This window comes from Acidimicrobiales bacterium (genome assembly GCA_016716005.1).
Lineage (GTDB): Bacteria > Actinomycetota > Acidimicrobiia > Acidimicrobiales > JADJXE01 > JADJXE01.
In genome coordinates, this window is the sequence record JADJXE010000001.1 from 961,679 (window position 1) to 982,663 (window position 20,985).

General features: G+C 74.3%; 18 protein-coding genes. 1 reads left to right on the forward strand and 17 read right to left on the reverse strand.

Annotated features, from left to right (window positions below; genetic code table 11):
• Nucleotides 1-16 precede the first annotated feature (16 nt).
• The 16 genes from IPM45_04660 to IPM45_04735 all read right to left on the reverse strand — a co-directional run bounded on the left by IPM45_04660 (nt 17) and on the right by IPM45_04735 (nt 17,357).
• Nucleotides 17-865, reverse strand: coding sequence for a hypothetical protein (locus IPM45_04660; protein MBK9178855.1), 849 nt, complete (start codon nt 863-865; stop codon nt 17-19).
• Complete coding sequence (locus IPM45_04665; protein MBK9178856.1) at nt 865-1,983, reverse strand: succinyldiaminopimelate transaminase; 1,119 nt, start codon at nt 1,981-1,983, stop codon at nt 865-867. The genes IPM45_04660 and IPM45_04665 overlap by 1 nt, the downstream gene beginning before the upstream one ends.
• Before the next feature lie 10 nt (nt 1,984-1,993).
• Complete coding sequence (gene hflX / locus IPM45_04670) at nt 1,994-3,253, reverse strand: GTPase HflX (protein ID MBK9178857.1); 1,260 nt, start codon at nt 3,251-3,253, stop codon at nt 1,994-1,996.
• Nucleotides 3,244-4,074 carry a diaminopimelate epimerase gene (gene dapF / locus IPM45_04675; GenBank protein ID MBK9178858.1) on the reverse strand — a complete coding sequence of 277 codons (831 nt, stop codon included), beginning with the start codon at nt 4,072-4,074 and terminating at the stop codon, nt 3,244-3,246. Before dapF ends, hflX begins: the two co-directional genes overlap by 10 nt.
• Nucleotides 4,071-4,994, reverse strand: a complete 924-nt coding sequence (gene miaA / locus IPM45_04680; GenBank protein MBK9178859.1) for a tRNA (adenosine(37)-N6)-dimethylallyltransferase MiaA — start codon at nt 4,992-4,994, stop codon at nt 4,071-4,073. Before miaA ends, dapF begins: the two co-directional genes overlap by 4 nt.
• Nucleotides 4,991-6,469, reverse strand: coding sequence for a MiaB/RimO family radical SAM methylthiotransferase (locus tag IPM45_04685; GenBank protein ID MBK9178860.1), 1,479 nt, complete (start codon nt 6,467-6,469; stop codon nt 4,991-4,993). Before IPM45_04685 ends, miaA begins: the two co-directional genes overlap by 4 nt.
• A gap of 62 nt (nt 6,470-6,531) precedes the next feature.
• Nucleotides 6,532-6,876 carry a stage V sporulation protein S gene (locus IPM45_04690; protein MBK9178861.1) on the reverse strand — a complete coding sequence of 115 codons (345 nt, stop codon included), beginning with the start codon at nt 6,874-6,876 and terminating at the stop codon, nt 6,532-6,534.
• Nucleotides 6,877-7,073: 197 nt separating this feature from the next.
• Nucleotides 7,074-9,197, reverse strand: coding sequence for a recombinase RecA (gene recA / locus IPM45_04695; GenBank protein ID MBK9178862.1), 2,124 nt, complete (start codon nt 9,195-9,197; stop codon nt 7,074-7,076).
• A gap of 229 nt (nt 9,198-9,426) precedes the next feature.
• Nucleotides 9,427-9,957, reverse strand: coding sequence for a hypothetical protein (locus IPM45_04700; protein ID MBK9178863.1), 531 nt, complete (start codon nt 9,955-9,957; stop codon nt 9,427-9,429).
• A 9-nt stretch (nt 9,958-9,966) separates the two neighbouring features.
• Nucleotides 9,967-11,358: a M23 family metallopeptidase gene (locus IPM45_04705; GenBank protein ID MBK9178864.1), complete on the reverse strand. Its 1,392-nt coding sequence runs from the start codon at nt 11,356-11,358 to the stop codon at nt 9,967-9,969.
• Complete coding sequence (locus tag IPM45_04710; protein ID MBK9178865.1) at nt 11,351-12,595, reverse strand: competence/damage-inducible protein A; 1,245 nt, start codon at nt 12,593-12,595, stop codon at nt 11,351-11,353. The genes IPM45_04705 and IPM45_04710 overlap by 8 nt, the downstream gene beginning before the upstream one ends.
• A complete protein-coding gene (gene pgsA, locus IPM45_04715) occupies nt 12,585-13,169 on the reverse strand; it encodes a CDP-diacylglycerol--glycerol-3-phosphate 3-phosphatidyltransferase (protein MBK9178866.1) in 585 nt (194 codons plus the stop codon). Before pgsA ends, IPM45_04710 begins: the two co-directional genes overlap by 11 nt.
• Complete coding sequence (locus IPM45_04720) at nt 13,169-14,419, reverse strand: radical SAM protein (GenBank protein MBK9178867.1); 1,251 nt, start codon at nt 14,417-14,419, stop codon at nt 13,169-13,171. Before IPM45_04720 ends, pgsA begins: the two co-directional genes overlap by 1 nt.
• Before the next feature lie 56 nt (nt 14,420-14,475).
• Nucleotides 14,476-15,390, reverse strand: a complete 915-nt coding sequence (locus tag IPM45_04725; protein MBK9178868.1) for an SMP-30/gluconolactonase/LRE family protein — start codon at nt 15,388-15,390, stop codon at nt 14,476-14,478.
• Nucleotides 15,391-15,438: 48 nt separating this feature from the next.
• The gene (locus tag IPM45_04730) at nt 15,439-16,236 is read right to left on the reverse strand and encodes a metal ABC transporter permease (protein MBK9178869.1); all 798 of its coding nucleotides are present in this window, start codon (nt 16,234-16,236) and stop codon (nt 15,439-15,441) included.
• Nucleotides 16,237-16,286: 50 nt separating this feature from the next.
• Nucleotides 16,287-17,357 (reverse strand): zinc ABC transporter substrate-binding protein, encoded by a 1,071-nt coding sequence (locus IPM45_04735; GenBank protein ID MBK9178870.1) that lies wholly within the window; start codon nt 17,355-17,357, stop codon nt 16,287-16,289.
• A 114-nt stretch (nt 17,358-17,471) separates the two neighbouring features.
• On the opposite strand from IPM45_04735, the gene IPM45_04740 reads away from it, so the two are divergent.
• On the forward strand, nt 17,472-18,482 hold the full coding sequence (locus IPM45_04740; protein MBK9178871.1) for a DUF4436 family protein: 1,011 nt from the start codon (nt 17,472-17,474) through the stop codon (nt 18,480-18,482).
• Here the strand turns inward: IPM45_04740 and IPM45_04745 are convergent.
• Nucleotides 18,479-20,737 carry a DNA translocase FtsK 4TM domain-containing protein gene (locus tag IPM45_04745; GenBank protein MBK9178872.1) on the reverse strand — a complete coding sequence of 753 codons (2,259 nt, stop codon included), beginning with the start codon at nt 20,735-20,737 and terminating at the stop codon, nt 18,479-18,481. The genes IPM45_04740 and IPM45_04745 overlap by 4 nt on opposite strands.
• Nucleotides 20,738-20,985: the final 248 nt, after the last annotated feature.

The following is a 20,985-nucleotide window of genomic DNA, read 5'->3' on the forward strand; positions in this document are numbered from 1 at the left end:
GACGACCGACGGCCGCTCAGCGGGGCGCGGCCCAGCCCGGGTCGTCGGGCGACGGCGCGCCGGTCCCCGGCCCCGGCCCCGGCCCGGGGGGCGAGGGCGAGGGAGGGGACGGCGGCGAGGGCGGGGGCGACCAGCCCGGCGGCGGCGCCACCGGCGAGGGCGCGGCCCACGCCGGCTGGCCCCCCGCCCAGGTGCCGTACCCGGTGCCGGGCGGGGGCGGCCAGCCCGACGGAGGGTGCTGGGCGTCGAGCAGGCGCTTGCTCTTCGACCGCCGCACCACGGTGACCACCAGGATCACCAGGGCCACCACCTCGCACAGCGCCCCGACCACCAGGCCCACGAGCACCGCCCGCACCAGGGTGCCGGCCAGCCCGGGCCCGACGGCGATCACCACGTCGGGGCTCCGCTCGGTGACGTCGACCCCGGTGAGCACGTACTCGCCCGACGTCGGAGCACGGAAGGTGAGCTGGGCGCTCCCCGCCCGGTCGGCATCGGAGTACGTGAAGCTGCCGTCGTAGAGCGCCAGCGGCACCTGCGTCCCGTCCGGCCCGATGAGCGTGAAGCGCAGGTCGGGTGGCACGACGGGCGTGTCGAAGGGCCGGCCGCCCACCTCGCTGAGGTACTCGTAGTAGATGGTGTAGGAGCCCTCGTCGAGCTCGAGGGTCGCCCGGCCGGGCATCACCACGCGCTGCAGGTCGTCGACCTCGCCCACGAAGCGGAGGGCCCCCAGCACGATCAGCACGACGCTCACGCCGACGCCCGCCAGGGCGACGGCGCCGGCGACCACGTACCAGACCCACGACGGCCGGAGCCGTGGCCGTGGCCGGGGCCCGACGGCCCCCGGCGGCGCGGCGGGCACGCCCATCACCCCACCCCCAGCCGGCGGGCGAGCAGCTCGATGCGCTCGTCGGGCTGCACCGCCGCCACCCGCACGTGGCCGGCACCCGGGGAGCCGTAGAGCTCACCCGGGCTCACCAGGGCGCCGCCCTCGTCGGCCAGCCGGTCGGTGAAGGCCCAGGCGTCGCCGCCCGGCGCCGGCACCCACAGGTAGAACCCCCCGCCGGGCAGGGGTGACTCGACGCCGGCCCAGGCCGCCAGGATCTCCCGCAGGCGCTCGAGCCGAGCCCGGTACCGCTCCCGCTGCTCGTCCACGTGCACGTCGTCGTCGAAGGCGACCGCCCCGGCGGCCTGCACCGGCCCGGGCACGAGGAAGCCGGCGTGCTGTCGCACCTCGCGCAGGTAGCGCACCAGCTCCGGGTCGCCGGCGTAGAAGCCGGCTCGGAGCCCGGCCAGGTTGGAGCGCTTGGAGAGGGAGTGCACGGCCAGCACGCCGCGGGATCCGTGCTCGAGGATGGTGCGGGGAGCGCCGGACCAGGTGAACGCCACGTAGCACTCGTCGGAGAGCACGGTGACGCCCCGCTCCCGACCCCATGCCGCCACCGCTCCGAGGTCGTCGAGGCCGCCGGTGGGGTTGCCCGGCGTGTTGGCCCACAGGCACAGGGCCCGCTCGGCATCGGCCGGGTCGACGGCGGCGAGGTCGAGCCGCCACCGGTCGTCGACGGGCACCGGCACCGGCCGGCAGCCGGCGAGGATCGCCCCCATCTCGTAGGTCGGGTAGGACACCGCCGGGTAGAGCACGACGTCGCGGTCGGGCCGGCGGAGCTTCAGCCACTGCGGCGTCGTGGCCACGAACTCCTTGGTGCCCACGCACGCAGCCAGGTGATCGGGGTCGACGTCGACGCCGAACCTGCGGGCCAGCCACCCGGCCGCGGCGGCCCGGTAGCGCGGGGTGCCGATCGACGGCGGATAGCCGCGCTCGGCCCCCGAGGTGGCCAGCGCCTCCACCACTGCGGGCGGCGGCGGGTCGCACGGCGTGCCGATCGACAGGTCGACGGCGCCGCCGGGATGGGTCTCGGCCCGGGCCCTGGCCGGCGCGAGCCGCTCGTAGGGGTAGGTGGGTGGCTCGAAGCCGGCGGCCGTCATCGCACCTCGCTCACGACACCAGGTACTCGCGGAAGCGGCCGGTGGCGCCCTGGTCGAGGCGGGCCCGCACCCGCACCCCGGCGTCCTCGTGCACCTCGGCGATGACCTCGCCCTCTCGGTGCACGGCGGCGAGCAGGTCGCCCCGGTCGTAGGGCAGCACCAGCTCGACGACGGTGGCCAGGGCGCGCAGGCGGTCGCTCACGGCCGTGAGCAGCTCGTCGATGCCGTCGCCCCGCACCGCGGAGATGGCGACCGACCCGGGGTGGCTCGCGACCAGGCGCGCGCCCTCCCGCGTCCTGTCGGTCTTGTTGAACGCGAGGAGCTCGGGCACCCTGTCGGCGCCGATCTCGGCCAGCACCACCCGCACGGCCTCGATCTGCCCGTCGGGGTCGTGGGCGGAGGCGTCGACCACGTGCACCAGCAGGTCGGACTCGGCGACGGTCTCCAGGGTGCTCTTGAACGCCTCGACCAGCTGGTGCGGGAGCTTCTTCACGAACCCGACGGTGTCGGAGAGGAGCACCGCCTCGCCGCCCTGGAGGTGGAGCCGGCGCGTCGTGGGGTCGAGGGTGGCGAACAGGCGGTCCTCCACCAGCACGCCGGCGTTGGTGAGCCGGTTGAGCAGCGTGCTCTTGCCGGCGTTGGTGTAGCCCACGATGGTGACGGTCTGCAGGCGCGAGCGCCGCCGGGCCTTGCGCTGCAGGTGCCTGGTCTCGTTCAGCTGGTCGAGATCGTGCTCGAGCTTGGTGATGCGCCGCTGCAGTCGCCGCCGGTCGACCTCGAGCTGGGTCTCGCCCGGGCCCCGGGTGCCGATGCCGGCGGCCTGCTGGGACAGCGAGCCGCCCTTGCCCCGCAGGCGGGGCAGGCGATAGCGGAGCAGGGCCAGCTCCACCTGGGCCTTGCCCTCGAGGGTGTGGGCGTTCTGGGCGAAGATGTCGAGGATCACGGCTGTCCGGTCGATCGCGGTGCGGCCCAGCAGCTTCTCCAGGTTGAACTGCTGGGCCGGCGTGAGCTCGTTGTCGAACACGACCGTGTCGGCGTCGACCGACTCGGACACCTCCCGCAGCTCCTCGGCCTTGCCCTTGCCGATGAAGGTGGCCGGATCGGGCGCGTCCCGGCGCTGGACGACCCGTCCCACCTCGTCGGCCCCGGCCGTGTCGACCAGCGCGGCCAGCTCGTCGAGGCTGTCCTCGGTCTCGTCGGGCGTCGCCGGCGGCAGGGTGACCCCCACCAGCACGATCTTCTCCCGGAAGGTGCGCTCGATCAGCGACACGCGGCGCGGGCCCCCTCCGGATCGAGGTCGATGTCGGCCACGTAGGTGGCCGGCCCGACGAGAGTGACGTGGTCGCCCACCATCACGGCGGCCTCGCCGCCGGGCATGTGCACGGTGACGTCGACACCGGTCAGCCCCCACCCGTGCGCGGCCCAGGCCGCCGCACAGGCGCCGGTGCCGCAGGCCTCGGTGATGCCGGCGCCCCGCTCCCACACGCGCAGGCGCAGCCCGCCGCCCGCGGTGGGCGCGACGACCTCCACGTTGATCCCTGCCGGGAAGCGCCGCTCGACCGCGGGGCCGACCACCGCCAGGTCGACCTGCGAGGGGTCGTCGACGAGGAGCACGGCGTGCGGGTTGCCGAGATCGACCAGCGCGGCCCGGCGGACCGGCACCCCGGCCTCGGCCTGCCACCCCTCACCGGGGTCGGGGAGGGCTCGCGCCCGGCCCATGTCGACGCTCACCATCGCGGTGCGGGGGTCGGGCCCCTCGCGCACCTCGCAGACCCGCATGCCGGCGTCGGTGAGGATGCGCAGCTCGACTCGGTCGACCCCCATCCGGCGGGCCTCGGCCTGGGCCAGGCAGCGGATGCCGTTGCCGCTCATCTCGGCCCGGCCGCCGTCGGCGTTGCGGAGCAGCATCCGCAGGTGGGGCGGCCCGTCGGGGAAGAAGCCCGTGGGCACCGAGCCCACCACGAAGCCGTCGGCGCCGACCCCCCGGCGGCGGTCGCAGGCCCATCGGGCCAGCTCGGGCGGGACGTCGTCGTCGCTGGCCGGGTCGAGCAGCACGAGGAAGTCGTTGCCGAGGCCGTGGTGCTTGGTCACCCGCACAGGATCGAGTCTTCCAGCACTGCGAGGGCGAGCGCGGCCGGATTCGGGTCGCCGGCCGGGGGTTCGAGCCAGCGGATCCGCGGATCGCGGCGGAACCAGCGGTCCTGGCGGCGGGCGAAGCGCCGGGTGCGGGTGACCGCGACCTCCACCGCCTCGGCAAGCTCGCAGGCGCCGTCGAGGTGGGCGAGCAGCTCGCGGTAGCCGAGGGCCTGGCGGGCGGTGCGCGACAACCCCCCGGGGCGGGCCGCCAGGTGGCGCACCTCGTCGAGGAAGCCGGCGGCGAGCTGGGCCGCGTACCGCTCCTCGATCCGGCGATCGGTCACCTCCCGCGGCAGGCGGACGCCGAGCTGCACGAACGGTGTCGGCCCGTACGTGCCGAGACCGGGGCCGAACGACGAGAACGGTCGCCCGCCGCCCAGCGTGACCTCGAGGGCCCGCAGCACCCGGCGCCGGTTGCCGGGCTCCATCCGGGCCGCCGCGACCGGGTCGAGGCTCCGGAGGCGGGCGTGGAGCGCCACCGTGTCGGGCTCGGCCTCGAGGGCCCGTCGCACCTCGGGGTACTCGCCGGGCAGCTCGAGTCGGTCGATGACGGCCCGCAGGTAGAGGCCCGTGCCACCGACGAGGAGCGCCCGGTGACCGCGTGCCTCGATCCCGGCGAGGGCCTCGTCGAAGGCGTCGCGGTAGCGGGCCACCGTGAAGTCCTCCCCCGGGTCGACCAGGTCGAGCAGGTGGTGGGGCACCTCGGCCTGCTCGGCGGCCGTGGGCGTGGCCGTGCCGATGTCCATGCCCCGGTACACCTGCATCGAGTCGACCGTCACCAGCTCGAGGTCGCGGTGCCGACGGGCCAGCTCGAGGGCGATCGCCGACTTGCCCGACGCGGTGCAGCCCACCAGGGCCAGGTGACGGCCGCTCACGGGTGGGTGGCGCTCACCCCGACGGCGATCCGGGTGCGGTGCGTCGGCTGGGCGGTCACGCCGAGCAGGTCGCCGGTGAGGTGGTGCGGGGCCGCGCCGGTGATGCGCACCTCGGCCGAGGTGCCCGGCCGGATCGGCCTCTCCGAGACCAGGTGGACGAGCTTGTTCTGGCCGGTCCGGGCGGTGAGCACCCCGGCGTCCTTGCGGCTGGGCCCCTCCACGACGACCTCCTCCACCCGGCCGACACGGTCGCGGTGCTTGGCCAGGGCGCTGCGCTCGACCACCACCCGGAGCCGGGCGAAGCGGTCGGCGGTGACCTCCGCGGGCACGAACAGGTCGGTGCGCGCCGCCGCCTCGGTGCCGGGACGCGGGCTGAACACGAAGGTGTACGCGCTGTCGTACTCGGCCGCGGCCACCACCTCGAGGGTGCGCTCGAAGTCGTCGTCGGTCTCGCCGGGGAACCCCACGATGAGATCGGTGGTGACGGCCAGGTCGGGGATGGCGGCGCGGGCCGCGGCGAGCCGCTCGAGGTAGCGCTCGGCGGTGTAGCCCCGGTGCATGGCCGCCAGCACCCGGTCGCTGCCGGCCTGCAGCGGCAGGTGCAGGTGCGGGCACACCTCAGGGGTGGCGGCCATGGCCTCGATGGTCTCGGGCCGGAGATCCTTGGGATGCGGGCTGGTGAACCGCACCCGCCGGATCCCCTCGACGGCGCCGACCGCCACGAGCAGATCGGCGAAGAGCGGCCGCGGCCGCACGCGCCCGTCGGCGGCCCAGGCGGCCCCGGCCTCGGCCACCCGCTCGGCGGCGGTGGTGGGCCGGGCGCGCAGGCGGGTCGTGAGGTCGCGACCGTAGGAGTTCACGTTCTGGCCGAGCAGCGTGATCTCGGTGACGCCGTCGCGGGCCAGACCCTGGGCCTCGGCCACCAGCTCACCGAAGGGCCGACTGACCTCGCGCCCCCGCACGGCGGGCACGATGCAGAAGGCGCACTGGTTGTCGCAACCGATCTGGATGGTCAGCCAGGCCGCCCAGGGCACCTCGCGTCGGGCCGGCAGAGCCGAGGGGAACAGGGCCTCGTCGTCGTGCTCGGGCTGCTCGACCACCTCGGTGACCGGCCCGTCGGTGGCGGCCAGACGCAGCAGCTCGGCCGCCCGGTGGACGTTGTGGGTGCCGAACACGACGTCGACGTGGGGCGCCCGCGACCGCAGCACCTCGCCGTCCTTCTGGGCCAGGCAGCCCCCGACCGCGATCTGCAGGCCCGGCCGGCGGGCCTTGAGCGACTTGAGGTGGCCGAGGTTGCCGTAGAGCTTGTTGTCGGCGTTCTCCCGGATGCAGCAGGTGTTGAGCACGACGACGTCGGCGTCGTCGAGGCCGGCGGCCGCCACCAGGCCGTCGGCCTCGAGCAGACCCGCGATCCGCTCGGAGTCGTGCTCGTTCATCTGGCACCCGAAGGTGCGCACCAGGTACCGCCGGGGCATCACACCAGGGTAGGCGGCCGGCTCCGCCCTGCGGTCGCCGGGCCGAGCGACGGCCGGCGCGATCAGCCCGAACCGCCCGAGGCGCCCGGCCGGGGGAGGAGATCGTCGCGAAGGTCGACCGCGGGGCCGTCGTCGGTGTGGGGATGGCGCCGGTCGTGCACCACCAGCCGCAGGGCGGTGCGCTCCTCGCCGTCGACGTCGACCTCCACGAACCCCGGCGAGCACACCAGGTCGATCCCGTCGGCGAGCACGTGCTTGCGGGCGATCGCGACCGCCTTCACCGCCTGGTTGAGCGCCCCGGCCCCGACCACCTGCACGGCCACCTGCCCGGAGCGCCGCACCACGCCCGCCAGGGCGCCGGCCACGGCGTTGGGGTCGGAGCGACTCGAGACTCGGAGCAGGTGCATCAGCGGCTCGTTCGGGACGTGGCGAGTCGGGCCGATCGTCGAACCGGCCCGGTCCCGAGGGACCGGCGAGCGCCCACGCCACGGGCGAGCCGGCTACTCCGCTTGGCCGGACAGTCAACCACAGCCTGTGGACGGTGATGGGGATGTGGCTGCTGTTGCTGCCGAGCGGGGCGGCCGGCCACTCGGCCGTGGGCGACCTAGTCGAGGACGATCGGCGCCTCGTCGGACTCGGAGAACTCGCCCTCCTGCGACTCGGTCAGGCCGACGTGGGCCCGGATCCGCTCGGAGATCTCCACCATGAGCTCGGGGTTCTCGCCCAGGAAGACCTTCACGTTCTCGCGGCCCTGGCCCAGCTGCTCGCCCTCGTAGGTGTACCAGGCCCCCGACTTCTTCACGATCCCGAGGTCGGTGGCGATGTCGAGCACGGAGCCCTCACGGCTGATGCCCTTGCCGTACATGATGTCGAACTCGGCCTGGCGGAACGGCGGTGCGCACTTGTTCTTCACCACCTTCACACGGGTGCGCGAGCCGATGACCTCGACGCCGTCCTTGATGGACTCGATGCGACGGATGTCGAGCCGGATCGACGAGTAGAACTTCAGCGCCCGGCCGCCCGGGGTGGTCTCCGGCGAGTTGTGGACCATCACCCCGTCGGCGAAGTAGTTGTGGCTGCCCTCCACCTCGATGTCGAACCGGTGCGTCGAGCCGGTGGGCGCCTCGACCCGGATGTCCGTGACCGGCAGCGGCACCAGCCGGTGGTGTACGGGGGCGAAGACCGCCTCCACCCCGAAGCGCCCCCGATACCTGGCCAGCAGCGTCCGCTCCATCGACGGATGGACGTAGGGCCCGATGAGCGCATGGAGCTTGGCCGTCTCACCCGTGGAGAACCGCAGCACCGCCGTGCCGCCTCGCTCGACGAGCGTGGCGTGGATGCCCCAGGTGTCGGCCAGATGAGCCCGAAGACGCTCGCGGCTGGTGGCCTCCAGCGCCTCCACGCAGATCTCGGCCCGGCCGCTCGGACCCTGCGAGCGTGGCTGCAGGCCGTCGATGTACCAGACGGCGATCGACAGCGGCGTGAGCCCCTTGAGGTAGTCGCCGCTCAGCACCTTCTCGCCGTCGACCTCGCCGTCGCCCTCGCGGTCGACGTAGACGGCCCGACGGAGCTCGGCCAGCTCCGGCAACGGCTGGAGATCGAAGCACACCGCTCCCGTGGCCGTGCTCGACCTGCCGACCGTGAGGTTGGCGAACAGCGACGCCTTCCACTCGGCGTACTCGACCTGGTCGGCGCCGTGACCGAAGCGGAACCGCTCGCCGCGGCCGCTCCGGTCGGGTGACAACGCTCCCTCACCCATCAGCCCTCCGAGGAGCACCTGCCACTGGAGCTCGGAGAGATGGTGGGGCACCGCCTGGAGGACCCGGTCGCCGACGCGGAGCTCGGCGGCCTCGCGCCAGCCGCCGGACGTGCAGACCTGGTGGTTCGGGGTGAGCGTGAGCTGCGATCGGCCGTCCCCGCCGGGCTTGGCCACCGTGAGCTGCAGGAACTCATCGGTCGGACCGTTGTCGAACCAGCTCACCACCCGCCTGGGCACGACCCGGTCGAGCGCGGGATCGTACGAGAGCACCTCGACGGGGAGCCGGTGCTCGACGATCCTGCCGATCTCCTCGGTGGTGCCGTCGGCGAGGACCACGCGGGTGTCGTGGGAGAGGCACCCGAACATCACACCGATCTTCTCGCGGAGCTGGTTGATGAACACGGCGATGGTGTTCGACTTGCTGAGGCTGCCCGTGAGCTTGCGCAGCGCCTGCGACATGAGGCGGGCCTGCAGCCCCACGTGGGAGTCGCCCATCTCGCCCTCGATCTCGGCCCGGGGGGTGAGGGCGGCCACCGAGTCGATCACCACCACGTCGATGGCGCCCGAGCGCACCAGCATGTCGGTGATCTCGAGGGCCTGCTCGCCGGTGTCGGGCTGGGAGATCAGCAGCTCGTCGACGTCGACCCCGATGGCGCGGGCGTAGACCGGGTCGAGGGCGTGCTCGGCGTCGATGTAGGCGCAGATGCCGCCGTTGCGCTGCGCCTCGGCCACCACGTGCATGGCGAGCGTGGACTTGCCCGACGACTCCGGGCCGTAGATCTCGACGACCCGCCCACGGGGCAGGCCGCCGATGCCGAGGGCGAGGTCGAGGGCGAGGGCGCCCGTGGGGACGGCCTCGATGGCCATCGTGCCCTTCTCCCCCATCTTCATGACCGAGCCCTTGCCGAACTGCTTGTCGATCTGGCTGAGGGCCATCTCGAGGGACTTCTGGCGATCCACCGGGGCCATGTCCTTTCGTCTGCCACCCGCAGGCGGCGCTGCTGTGGGGGAGGACCGCCGGTGTTGGCCGTTGGCCCCGATCTGCTCTGGATCCGACCCTACGCAGGAGGTGTGTCATCCATCCCCCGCGAACGACACGACTGTAGTTGCGAACGCCTGTTCGATCAAGCATCGAACAGGCGTCCGCCGAGGCCACGGAGGGGGCGAGGGCCGGCGCCAGCGGGCCGGCGATCGGACGCTACCGGGCCGGCCGCCCCCACCCCAGGGGAATTCGGGCCAGCACGGCATGGGACGCGCCACCCCGCCCCAGGTGGCTGCGAACCAGCACGACCTCGCGCGCCACCCACGCCGCCGACACCGCGCCCTCGGCCAGGCCGCAGGCACCCACGTGGCGCAACCGGGCCAAGGTGACGTGGCCGGTGAAGCGGCGCGGATCGGGCGGTCGCCCGAGACCGGCCGTGGCCGCCACCACCCCCGACGCAACCCCCTCGAGGCCGGCGACCGGCACGCACAGCACGCCCCGGCCCAGCCGGGCGGCGCGGGGGCCGAGCACGGCCTCGGCCGGCGCGGCCCGCACCCCGGACAGCGCCTCGACCACCGCAGCCGGCTCGCCGACGTCGCCGAGGAAGCGCAGCGTCACGTGCCACTGGTCCCGCCGGGTCCAGCGCACGCCCGGCCGCTCGGCCCGCTCGAGGCGGGCCAGCTGGTCGAGCGCCTCGGCCGGGAGCTCGGCGGCCACGAACAGCCGAGCCGGCGGTGGCTCCGACACGCCCGCCCCCTAGAGCCAGCCGACCGGGTCGACCGGATCGCCGTTCACGCGCACCTCGAAGTGCAGGTGCGGCCCGGTGGCGAACCCGCTCGAGCCCACCCACCCGATGGTCCGGCCGGCGCCCACCCGCTGCCCGACCCCGACCGCAGCGCCCGACAGGTGCGCGTACACGGTCCCGAGCCGCCCGTCGTGATCGATCACGACGGCCAGCCCGTAGCCCACCCGGGTGCTCACCGACACCACCACGCCGTCGGCGGCGGCGGCCACCGGATAGCCCGCAGGGCGCGAGAAGTCGACGCCGGCATGGAGCTGGCGCTCGCCGTAGATCGGGTGGGTCCGCCACCCGAAGGGCGACGCGATGGGCGCGGCTCCCACCGGGCGCACCAGCCGGCGGGCGCCGCCCGGGGCCTGGCAGCCCTGCTGCACCCGCAGCGCCTCGGCCATCTGCGCGCCCTCGGCGGCGACCTGCTGGACGGGGCGGAGGCCGGCGGTGGCCGCCGGCCCCGGCCAGGGGGCGATCGAGCGAGCGATCCAGTAGCCGCCGCCGGGCCGCCAGGCGATCCCCGAGGCCGGCCGGGCCGGGCACGCGGCCCACGCCCCGAACGGCCCGGCGTCGCCGAAGGGCACGACCCGGTCGTCGGCCAGGGCCAGGAAGTACCCGAGGCCGGCGGGCGTGGCGACCATGCCCACCACCGGCGACCCGGCGGCAGCGGCGTCGAGTGCGCCGAACCACCCGGCGTCGCCGTAGGGGAAGACCCGGCCGTCGGAGGAGGCCAGCCAGAAGCCGGCGCCCGAGGGCGTGGGCACCAGGGCCACCACGCCGGCCGGCGGCACCCCGCTGCCCGACGGCGCCAGCCTGGCCTCGCCGTAGGCCACCGCCGAGCCGTCGGCGGCCACCACCCAGTAGCCCCGGCCACCCGGCGCCGGCGAGATCCCCGTGGCCGGCTGCCCGGGCGTGATCGCACCGCCCGAGGTGGCCAGCAGGGGCGCGTCGCCGTAGGCGAAGACCCGGCCGACCCGATCGACGAGCCAGTAGCCGAGCCCGGTGGGCGACACGGCCATCCCCACCACCGGGTCGCCGGCCGGGATCGGGCCCGACGGCGGGTACCAGCGGGCGTCACCGTGGGCCGCGAGGGTGCCGTCGGCGGCCAGGAGCCAGTAGCCCTGGCCGCTCGGCGTGGCCGCGATGGCGACGATCGGCTTCGACGGCCGCCCGAGCAGCGGCGGCAGGTCGGCGGCACCCCACACGCCGACGGCCTCGGCCCGGTCGCCGGGCAACGCCTCACCGGCGGCCAGCCCGGCCCCACCGAGCACCAGGCCGCCGGCCACGCCGACCGCGGCGACCACCCGTCGCAGCCGGCGCCCGCCCAAGCGCGGGGCGCCGACCGGGCGCTCACCCATCGCCGCCCTCCAGCAGCCGCAGCCGCAGCCGGTTCAGGAGCGTGATCGTCGCGAACTGACGGACCCGGTCACGGTCACCCGGGAGCAGGGTGCGCACCGCCGACACGTCGTCGCCCAGCGCGAGGCCGAAGAACACGGTGCCGACCGGCTGGCCCTCCTGCTCGGTGGGCCCGGCCACGCCCGTCGCGGCCAGGCCCACGTCGGCGCCCAGCAGGCGGCGGACGCCGTCGGCCATGGCCGCGGCCGCTGCCTCCGACACCACCGGTCCCTCGGGCACCCCCAGCAGCTCGTGCTTCACCTCGCTGGCGTACGACACCACGCCGCCCCGGAAGACCATGCTGGCGCCCGGCACGTTGGTGATGCGGGCGGCCACGAGGCCACCCGTGACCGACTCGGCCACGGCCAGGGTGAGGCCACGGCCACGGAGCAGGTCGAGCACGGCGTGCTCCATCGTCTCGCCGTCGACCCCGAACACCAGGGGCCCGAGCAGCGCCCGCAGGCTGGCCTCCTCGTCGTCAAGGGCGGCGGTGGCGGCCGCGGCGTCGGCGGCCTTCGCCGTGATCCTCACCTTCAGGCCCTCGATGCCGCTGGCGTTGAAGGCCAGGGTCGGGTTGCCCAGGGGGTCGAGCTCGTCGATGCGGTCGGCCAGCAGCTCGGCCAGGCCCGACTCGCTCTCGCCCCACGTCCGGAGCGTGCGCGACAGGATGACGGCCGGCTCCCCCGAACGGGCCTGCAGGTCGGGGAGCACCGCCCGCCGGACCATGTCCTGCATCTCGTGCGGGACGCCGGGCACCGCGTAGATCACCTGCATGCCGACCGGGCACACGAGGCCCGGGGCCGTCCCCCGGGTCTGGCGGATGACGGTGGCACCGACGGGCACGTCGGCCTGGCGCTCGTTGTTCGCCGGCATGCGGCGCCCACGCGAGGCGAACAGGTCCCGGATCACCTCCACGATCTCCGGGTCGCGCCGGAGGTCGACGCCCATCACCTCGGCGATGGCCTCACGGGTGATGTCGTCCTGCGTCGGGCCCAGGCCCCCGCACACGATCACGGCGTCGGAGCGGGCCAGCGCCTGGCGCAGCACGGCGACGATCCGGGGCAGGTTGTCACCCACCTTCGTCTGGACGTACGAGTCGATGCCGGCCAGGGCCAGCTGCTCGCCGATCCAGGCCGAGTTGGTGTCGACGACCTGGCCGAGCAGCAGCTCGGTGCCCACCGCCACCACGTCACACCGCACCGGCCGCTCCCAGGGGCGGATCGGTGCGGGGCTCGGCGTGCGACCGGCCCGCGCCGACGACGTACTGGGCGCCGCTCACGACGGCGAGCACGACCGACGCCCAGAGCAGCGGCTGCCACAGCCACCGGGCGTCGGCGGTGAGGGGGAGCAGCGCGAACCCCACGGCGAGCTGCTGGACCAGCGTCTTGAGCTTGGCCAGGCGCCGGGCCGGCACGCTGACCCCTCTCCGGCCCACCCAGGTGCGGTACACGCTGATGGCCACCTCGCGGACGCCGATGATGGCCACCGGCACCCACCAGAAGGTGCCGTTGACGACCAGCGCCACCATGGCGCCGAGCACCAGCACCTTGTCGGCCAGCGGATCGAGGAAGGCGCCGGACCGGGTCGTGCCGTGACGGCGGGCCAGGTAGCCGTCGACGAAGTCGGAGGCCGACAGCACGAACCACAAGCTCACCGCCAGCCACGACGGCCCCTCGGCGACCAGCCCGAAGAGGAGCGGCGAGAGCATCAGCCGGAGCACCGTGACGAGGTTGGCGGGGGTGGCCAGCGCCGACGGGCCGAACGAGGAGCTCATCAGCTGGCCTCGACGGCTCGGAGGTCGGGCCCCAGCGCGGCCACCACCTCCACCCGGGCGAACGAGCCGACGGCCAGGGCGGCGGGGACCAGCACGATCCCGTCGATCTCGGGCGCCTCCCGGTGGCTGCGGGCCTCGCCCGGCGCGTCGACCAGCACCTCGATCTCGGCACCGATCAGCTGGTCGCGCCGGGCCGCGGTGATGGCGTCCTGGCGCGACTGCGCCTCGGCCAGCCGCTCGAGCGCCAGCCCCTCGGGCACCACCCCGTCGAGCCGGGCCGCGTGGGTGCCCTCCTCGGCCGAGTACGGGAAGAACCCGCACCAGTCGAGCTGGGCCTCGTCGAGGAAGGCGAGCAGGGCGTCGTGGTCGGCCTCGGTCTCACCCGGGTAGCCGATGATGAGGTTCGACCGCAGCGCCGCCGCCGGCTCCCGGCGCCGGATCGCCGCGATCCGTCGGAGGAACCGCTCGCCGTCGCCCCACCGTCGCATGCGCCGCAGCAGCGGCCGGGACACATGCTGGAGCGACAGGTCGAAGTAGGGCACCCCGGTGGCGAGCACGGCGTCGACGAGGGCGTCGTCGAGGTCGGACGGGTACAGGTAGAGCAGCCGCACCCGAGGCGCCCGCTCGGCGACGGCCTGCACGAGCGGGACGATCACCCGCTGCCCCACCCCGGCGTCGCGCCCGTAGGCCGCCAGGTCCTGCGCGACCAGCACGACCTCACGCACGCCGCCGCCGACCAGACCCTCGACCTCGCCCAGCACCGACGCCATCGAGCGCGAGCGCTGCGGCCCGCGGAACGACGGGATGGCGCAGAACCCGCAGGCCCGGTCGCACCCTTCGGCGACCTTCACGTAGGCCCATGGCGCCGCCGCCGGGGGCCGGGGCAGGTCGAGCAGGTCGAGGCTCGGCCGTGCCGGCCCCGGACCGAGCCGCAACGGCACGCCGAAGCCGACGACGGCATCGGCCTCGGGAAGGGCTGCGGCCAGCTCGGTGCCGTACCGCTCGGCCAGGCACCCGGTGACCACCAGGCGGGAGCCGCTCCGGCGGGCGCCGTCGAGCGACAGGACGGTGTCCACCGACTCCTGGCGAGCCGCCTCGATGAAGGCGCAGGTGTTCACCACGACCAGGTCGGCCTGGTCGGCCGAGCCGGCCGGCACCAGGCCGTCGGCCAGGAGGGTGCCGGCCAGCTTGTCGGAGTCGACCTGGTTCTTCGGGCAGCCGAGGGTCTCGATCCAGTACCGCTCGGCCATCCCCGAGAGCCTACCGAGCGGGCCGGGCCCGTCCGAGCCGGCCCCCGGCCGGCAGGTCAGTGGGCGAGTCGGAGGCCGGGCCGGGGCCACTCGGTCGAGACGAGCTGCCCGGTGCCCGACAAGGTGATGTAGGCGGTGCGCAGGTCGGGGCCGCCGAAGCAGATGTTGGTGGTGAGCAGGTCGCCCGTGGCCACGAAGTCGACGATGTCGCCCTCGGGCGAGATCACCGTGATCCCGCCGCTGACCAGGGTGGCCACGCACACGTTGCCGTCGCCGTCGACGGCGAGCGAGTCGAGCAGCGCCAGCCCGGGCAGGCCGGCCAGACAGATCGACGTGTCCAGGGGCATGGCGCCGGCGACCTCACCGGGCGCCACGACCGAGCGGCGGTACACGCGCCCGGTGTGGGTCTCGGCGTAGTAGAGGGTCGCCCCGTCGGGCGACAGGCCGATGCCGTTGGGGCCGTCGGTGGGGTGGATCACCTCGCGGATGCCGGAGCCGTCGGCCTGCGCGTAGAAGATGCCGGTGCGGTCGCTCGTGCGGTCGTCGCGCACGCCGTGGTCGGTGAACCAGAAGCCTCCGTGCGAGTCGAACACGAGATCGTTCGGCGCCCGCAGCGGCCGGCCGTGGCACTCGGTGTACAGATCCGTGACCACCCCGGACGCCAGGTCGATGCGCTGGATCCGGCCGCCGAGGTAGCGCTGGGGGTCGAAGGGCCCAGGGAGCAGCAGGTCGCCGAGGTCGACGGGGGTGAACGACCCGCCGTTGTTGCACAGGTAGAGCGCGCCGTCGGGGCCGATGGCGGCGCCGTTGGGCCCGCCGGGCACCTCGGCCACGGTCTCCTTGGTGCCGTCGGGCAGCACGCGGGTGACCCGCGGGCCGAACATCTCGACCAGGATCACCGACCCGTCGGCCATGGCGATCGGCCCCTCCGGGAACCGGAGCCCGGTCGTCACCACGTGCAGCTCACCCATGCCCGTCCCCCCTGCGTCTCGCGGCAGCACGGGCAGTCTGCCACCCGCTCAGTGGGCCGGCAGGAGGTGCGGCGCCCGCAGGCTCTGCACCACGAGCACCACGAAGAACAGCCCCACCGCCACCAACACGATGGACGCGCCCGCGGCCAGGTCGTAGTAGTAGCTGATCAACAGCCCGGCCAACACCGACACCCACCCGATCAGCACGCCCCACACCATCATCGTGCCCACCCGCCGGGCGAGCAGGGCGCCGGCGCCCGCCGGGGCCAGCAACATGCCGAAGACGAGCAGGGTGCCCACGGTCTGGAACGACACGATGATCGTGAGGGCCACCAGCGCCATCATCAGGGTGTGGAAGACCCGGACGGGGAAGCCGGCCACCTCGGCCTGCTCGGCGTCGACGCAGAGCAGCAGGAACGGACGCGCGCACACCAGGGCGGCGACGACCACGACCCCTGTGGCGACGGCCTGCACCACGAGGTCGGTGGCGGAGATGCCGAGGATCTCCCCGAAGAGGATCCGCACGAGGTCGCCCGTGAACGACGTGGACCTCGACACCATCACGACGCCCAGCGCCAGCATGCCGACGAACAGCAGGCCGATGGCCGTGTCGCTCGAGAGCCGCGACCGCGTGGTGACGAGCGAGACGCCACCGATCATCACCACCGTGCCGACCACCGCACCGAGCGTGGCCGGCAGGCCGAGCAGCAGCGCCCCGGCGATGCCGGGCAGCACGCCGTGCGCCAGCGCGTCACCGATGAAGGCGAGCCCCCGGAGCACCACGAACGTGCCGACCACGGCGCACGCCACCGACACCAGCACCCCGGCCAGCAGGGCGTTGCGCATGAACTCGTTCTGGGCGAAGGGCTCGACCAACCATCCCACGACGGCCGGTTCTAGTCCTGCGGGGCGAGCCCCGAGGCGACACCGGTCGCCACGTCGAGCATGAAGGTCTCGTAGGAGCCGTCGTCGGGCAGGTTGTGCGACGGGAGCTCGATCACCACCACGCCCGTCTCCCGCCCGATCGCGTCGGCCACGTCCTGTGGCGTCCCGATCTCGGTGAAGATGGCGGGCACACCGCTCGCCTCGATCTGCTCCCTCAGGGCGGCCAGCTCGCCCGCCGACACCTGGGCCTGGCTGGTGACACTCGGGATGATGGCACCGACGAGCTCGAAGCCGTACCGGCGGGCGAAGTAGCCGAGCGACTCGTGGCCGGTGACGAGCTTGCGCTCGCCCGCCGGGATCGGCTCGAGGATCGCGGCGACCTGCTCGTCGAGCGCGGCCAGCTCGGCGTCGAGCGCGGCCGCCTGCTCCGTCAGGTCGAGGCCCAGCTCGGCCTCCACGGTCTCGGCCAGCGCGTCCATGGCCTGCCGCATCGACGCCGGATCCAACCAGAAGTGGGGATCCTCCGCGCCGTCACCGTGCTCGTGCTCGTGCGAGTCGCCGTCGGTCCCGTGCTCGTCGGCTGCCGCGCCGTCGGTCCCGTGCTCGTCGGCTGCCGCGCCGTCGGTCCCGTGCTCGTCGGCTGCCGCGCCGTCGGTCCCGTGCTCGTCGGCGGGTTCGCCCTCGCCGATGAGGCGTACGTCGATGTGATCGGTGGCGAGGAAGACCGGCACGCCGTCGGCCTCGGCCTGCCCGATGGCGTCGGCCATGCCCTCCTCCAGGCCGAACCCGTTGGCCACGATCAGGTCCGCGCCGTTGAGGGTCGCGATGTCGCGGGCCGAGGGCTCGAAGTCGTGCGGGTCGATGCCGTTGGGCATGATCACGGTGACGTCGGCCGTGTCGCCGACGAGCTGATCCACGACCGACCCGAGCACGGAGTACGTCACCACGATCTCAGGGCGCTCCCCGGCCGCCGCGCTCCCGGACGACCCGACGGCGTCATCGTCGCCTCCGCACGCGGCGGCCGCCAGCAGGATCGCCGCGACCACCAACGCACCGCCCAGTCGGATCCGACGCATCGCCATCTCCCCGCTCCTCCGGCCTCTCGGGAGCTTCCCGTTACTGAGAACCATACTCATTCGCTTTCCCCGGCGGCAACTCCCACCGGGGAGCGGGGCAGGGCTAGCGTCCCGGTGGAGATGCGCCCCGACCCGCCTGCGGGCGTCCCCGGAGCCGGCCGCGTCAACCGGCGGAGCGACCGGCTGCACCGGCGGGTGTCCCCTGTGCTGATCGGCGCCATCACCCTGATCACCCTCGTCGCGCTCGGGCCGCTCATGGCGCTCGTGGTCGTCTTCGCCGGCGATCCTGGAGGGCCCGCCGATGTGCTGGTGCTGGGCCCTGCGCTGCCCGACGACAGCGGGGTGAAGGTGACGGCCACGATCATCGGCGTGTCGCCCTCGGCCGGCGAGACCCGGGTACGCCTGGTCGTGGGCGTGTCCGGGTCGTTCTCGGCCGACGGGCTCCCGTCCGAGGATCTGGTGCTGCGGGTGAACGACGTGCGCGGCGCCAACCGCTACGACCTGCCGGCGGGCCAGGCCGTCGACCCGATCGAGGCGACCCTCGCGCTGGCCGACGGCCAGGTGATCCGCTACCCCTTCGACCGCTACGTCTCCAGCCTGGTCGTCGTGGCCGCCGAGGCCGCGACGTCCCCGGAGAACCGCCTCCTGGTCCCCGTGAGCGTCGACCTGCTGGCCGCGGTCGACTCGTTCCGGTTCACCGCCGGGCCCTCCGAGGGCCTCTTCGCGCAGACCCCGGAGGCCAGCGCCGTCGACGTCGAGATCAGCCGCGCCCGCGAGGTGGTGTTCTACGCGGTGGCCATGATGCTGCTCATGTGGGCCCTCGCTGCGGCCGGCCTGGCCATGGCCTGGGTGGTGGTGATCTGGGGCGACGAACCGCCCTTCTGGGCCTACGCCTACACCGTGGGCGTGCTCTTCGCCCTGCCGCCCTTGCGCGGCTCGTTGCCGGGCCAGCCCCCGCCCGGCACCCTCGTCGACTACGTGGCGTTCTACTGGGCGGTGGCAGTCACGGCGCTCACGCTCCTCGTGCTCCTCGGCGCCTGGTTCTTCCAGGCGCGGCGCCAGCGCCACCTGGTCACGGCCGGCGAGGAGCCCGCCGCCGCCGAACCGCCAGCGGCACCACCGCCCGGCTAGGACCCGTCGCGGGCCAGCAGCTCGTCGAGCTCGTCCGGGGTCATCAGCACGGCCCGGGCCTTGGATCCCTCGGAGGGACCCACCACGCCGCGCTGCTCGAGCAGATCCATGAGCCGCCCGGCGCGGGCGAACCCCACCCGCAGCTTGCGTTGCAGCATCGACGTGGACCCCAGCTGCGAGCGCACCACCAGCTCCATGGCCTGACGCACCAGCACCTCGTCGTCGTCGCCGTCGCTGCTGGCCACGGCGCCGCCGGCGGCGCCCTCCTCGCCCGCGACACCCTCGACGTACGTGACGTCGGGGGCCTGGCGGCGCCAGTGGGCCACGACCTTGCGCACCTCGTCCTCGCCCACCCAGGCGCCCTGGATGCGCTGGGCCACGCTCGAGGTGGCACCCAGCAGCAGTAGGTCGCCCTTGCCGATCAGCCGCTCGGCGCCGGCCTGGTCGAGGATCACCCGGCTGTCGGCCAGGCTCGACACCGCGAAGGCCATGCGGGCGGGGATGTTCGCCTTGATCACCCCCGTGATCACGTTCACCGACGGCCGCTGGGTGGCCACCACGAGGTGGATCCCGACCGCCCGCGCCATCTGGGCGATCCGGCAGATGGAGTCCTCGACGTCGCGCGCCGCGACCATCATCAGGTCGTTGAGCTCGTCGACCACCACGACGACGTAGGGCAGCCGCTCGAAGGTGCGGTCGGAGCCGGGTTCGGCCCGGAGGTCTCCTCGGTCGAACGTCGCGTTGTAGCCGCCGACGTCGCGCACGCCGACCTCGTGCAGGAGGTCGTAGCGGCGCTCCATCTCCTTGACGGCCCAGGCCAGGGCGTTGGCCGCCTTCTTCGGGTTGGTGACCACCTGGGTGAGCAGGTGCGGCAGGCGGTTGTACTGGCCCATCTCGACCCGCTTCGGGTCGACGAGGATCAGGCGCACCTGGTCGGGCGTGGTGCGCATGAGCAGCGACGTGATGATCGAGTTCACGCACGACGACTTGCCGGCGCCGGTGGCACCGGCGATGAGCAGGTGCGGCATGGTCGCGAGGTTCATCATCACGGCCCGGCCGGCGATGTCGCGCCCCACCGCCACCTCGAGGGGATGACGGGCCTGCTTGGCCTCGGGCGACGCCAGGATGTCGCCCAGGGCGACCAGGTGGCGCTGGCGGTTCGGCACCTCCACCCCGATGGCCGAGCGCCCGGGGATGGGCGCGAGGATCCGCACGTCGGGTGAGGCCATGGCATACGCGATGTCGCGGTTGAGGCTGGTGACGCGGGCGACCTTCACGCCCGGGGCCAGCTCGAGCTCGTAGCGGGTGACCGTCGGCCCCACGGTCATGCCCACGAGGCGGGTCTCCACCCCGTGCGCGGCGAGGGCGTGCTCGAGGGTGTGGCCGCCGTCCTCGACGAGCCGCTTGTCGATCTCCTGGGCACCGCTCCTCTTCAGGAGGGACAGCGCGGGGAGCTTCCACGCGCTCGTCCTTGTGGCGGGGCCCAGGTCGATCTGGAGCTGCTGGCCGTCGACCGGCTCGCCGGCGGGTGCGTCCAGCGGGCCGGCCGACCCACCGGCCGGCGCCGGCTCGGTGCCCGGCCCGGCGGGGACCGCGGGGTGGAGCGGCCCGTCGTCGTCGTCGAGCGCGCCGTCGTACAAGGTGGGCCTCGGGCGCGGGTCGAGGGGCATCACCGACACCGACTCGACCTCGGGCCCGTCGCCCATCTGGACGAGCGAACCCGCCCAGCGCCGGGCCACGTCGCCGACCGGCTTCATCCCCGCAGCCGTGCGGGCCGCCACCGCCCGGATCGTGGTGCGGCCGGCGAGCAGCAGCCCGGCGACCGCCAGCCCGACGAGCACGACCGCAGCTCCGGTCCCGGCCAGCGCAGCCCGCAACGGCGTGGCCACGCCGAAGCCCACGACGCCGCCCGCGTCTCGCACCGCGGCCACGCCCTCCCACGTCGAGGGGCCGCGACCGAGCTGCAGCAGGCCGCAGGCCGCCACCATCGTCACCATCAGACCGAGCGCGACCCCTCCCGCACGGCCGCCGTCGGCGCGCCGCACCAGCAGCAGGCCGACCCACAGCAGGGCGAGCGGGAGCACGAAACGGCAGAGGCCGATGAAGGTGCCCGTCGCGCCGGCCAGACCGTCGCCGAGGGGCCCCGCCAGCCCGCCGAGGAGGCCCATGGCGGCGATGGCCGCTGCAACCAGGGTGGCCACACCGGCCAGGTCGGCTCCCCGGCCCTTCACCGCCGACCGGACGGCGCGCCCCACGCCGCTCGCGGCCCGTCGGGCCCGGCCGGGAGGCGGGCTCGGTCGGCGCCGAGCGGCGACCCGGGTACCCGATCCGGAGCGCGACCGCGATCCACCCGCGCCCGGCGACCGGCTGGCCGACGACCGGGCGGCGGCCCGGGAGGCGGGCTTCGCGGCGGTGGTCTTGGCCTTGGCGGTGTGCTGCTTCGTAGCCACAGTGTCCACAAGGCTAACAACAGCAACACCAGCGACGGGCGACCGACCGAACG

What these genes read in the sequence shown, in the direction of transcription:
- IPM45_04660 (MBK9178855.1), bottom strand. Translation starts at nt 865, where the DNA reads ATGGGCGTGCCCGCCGCGCCGCCGGGGGCCGTCGGGCCCCGGCCACGG.
- IPM45_04665 (MBK9178856.1), bottom strand. Translation starts at nt 1,983, where the DNA reads ATGACGGCCGCCGGCTTCGAGCCACCCACCTACCCCTACGAGCGGCTC.
- IPM45_04685 (MBK9178860.1), bottom strand. Translation starts at nt 6,469, where the DNA reads ATGCCCCGGCGGTACCTGGTGCGCACCTTCGGGTGCCAGATGAACGAG.
- IPM45_04690 (MBK9178861.1), bottom strand. Translation starts at nt 6,876, where the DNA reads ATGCACCTGCTCCGAGTCTCGAGTCGCTCCGACCCCAACGCCGTGGCC.
- recA (MBK9178862.1), bottom strand. Translation starts at nt 9,197, where the DNA reads ATGGCCCCGGTGGATCGCCAGAAGTCCCTCGAGATGGCCCTCAGCCAG.
- IPM45_04705 (MBK9178864.1), bottom strand. Translation starts at nt 11,358, where the DNA reads ATGGGTGAGCGCCCGGTCGGCGCCCCGCGCTTGGGCGGGCGCCGGCTG.
- pgsA (MBK9178866.1), bottom strand. Translation starts at nt 13,169, where the DNA reads ATGAGCTCCTCGTTCGGCCCGTCGGCGCTGGCCACCCCCGCCAACCTC.
- IPM45_04720 (MBK9178867.1), bottom strand. Translation starts at nt 14,419, where the DNA reads ATGGCCGAGCGGTACTGGATCGAGACCCTCGGCTGCCCGAAGAACCAG.
- IPM45_04725 (MBK9178868.1), bottom strand. Translation starts at nt 15,390, where the DNA reads ATGGGTGAGCTGCACGTGGTGACGACCGGGCTCCGGTTCCCGGAGGGG.
- IPM45_04730 (MBK9178869.1), bottom strand. Translation starts at nt 16,236, where the DNA reads ATGCGCAACGCCCTGCTGGCCGGGGTGCTGGTGTCGGTGGCGTGCGCC.
- IPM45_04735 (MBK9178870.1), bottom strand. Translation starts at nt 17,357, where the DNA reads ATGGCGATGCGTCGGATCCGACTGGGCGGTGCGTTGGTGGTCGCGGCG.
- IPM45_04740 (MBK9178871.1), top strand. Translation starts at nt 17,472, where the DNA reads ATGCGCCCCGACCCGCCTGCGGGCGTCCCCGGAGCCGGCCGCGTCAAC.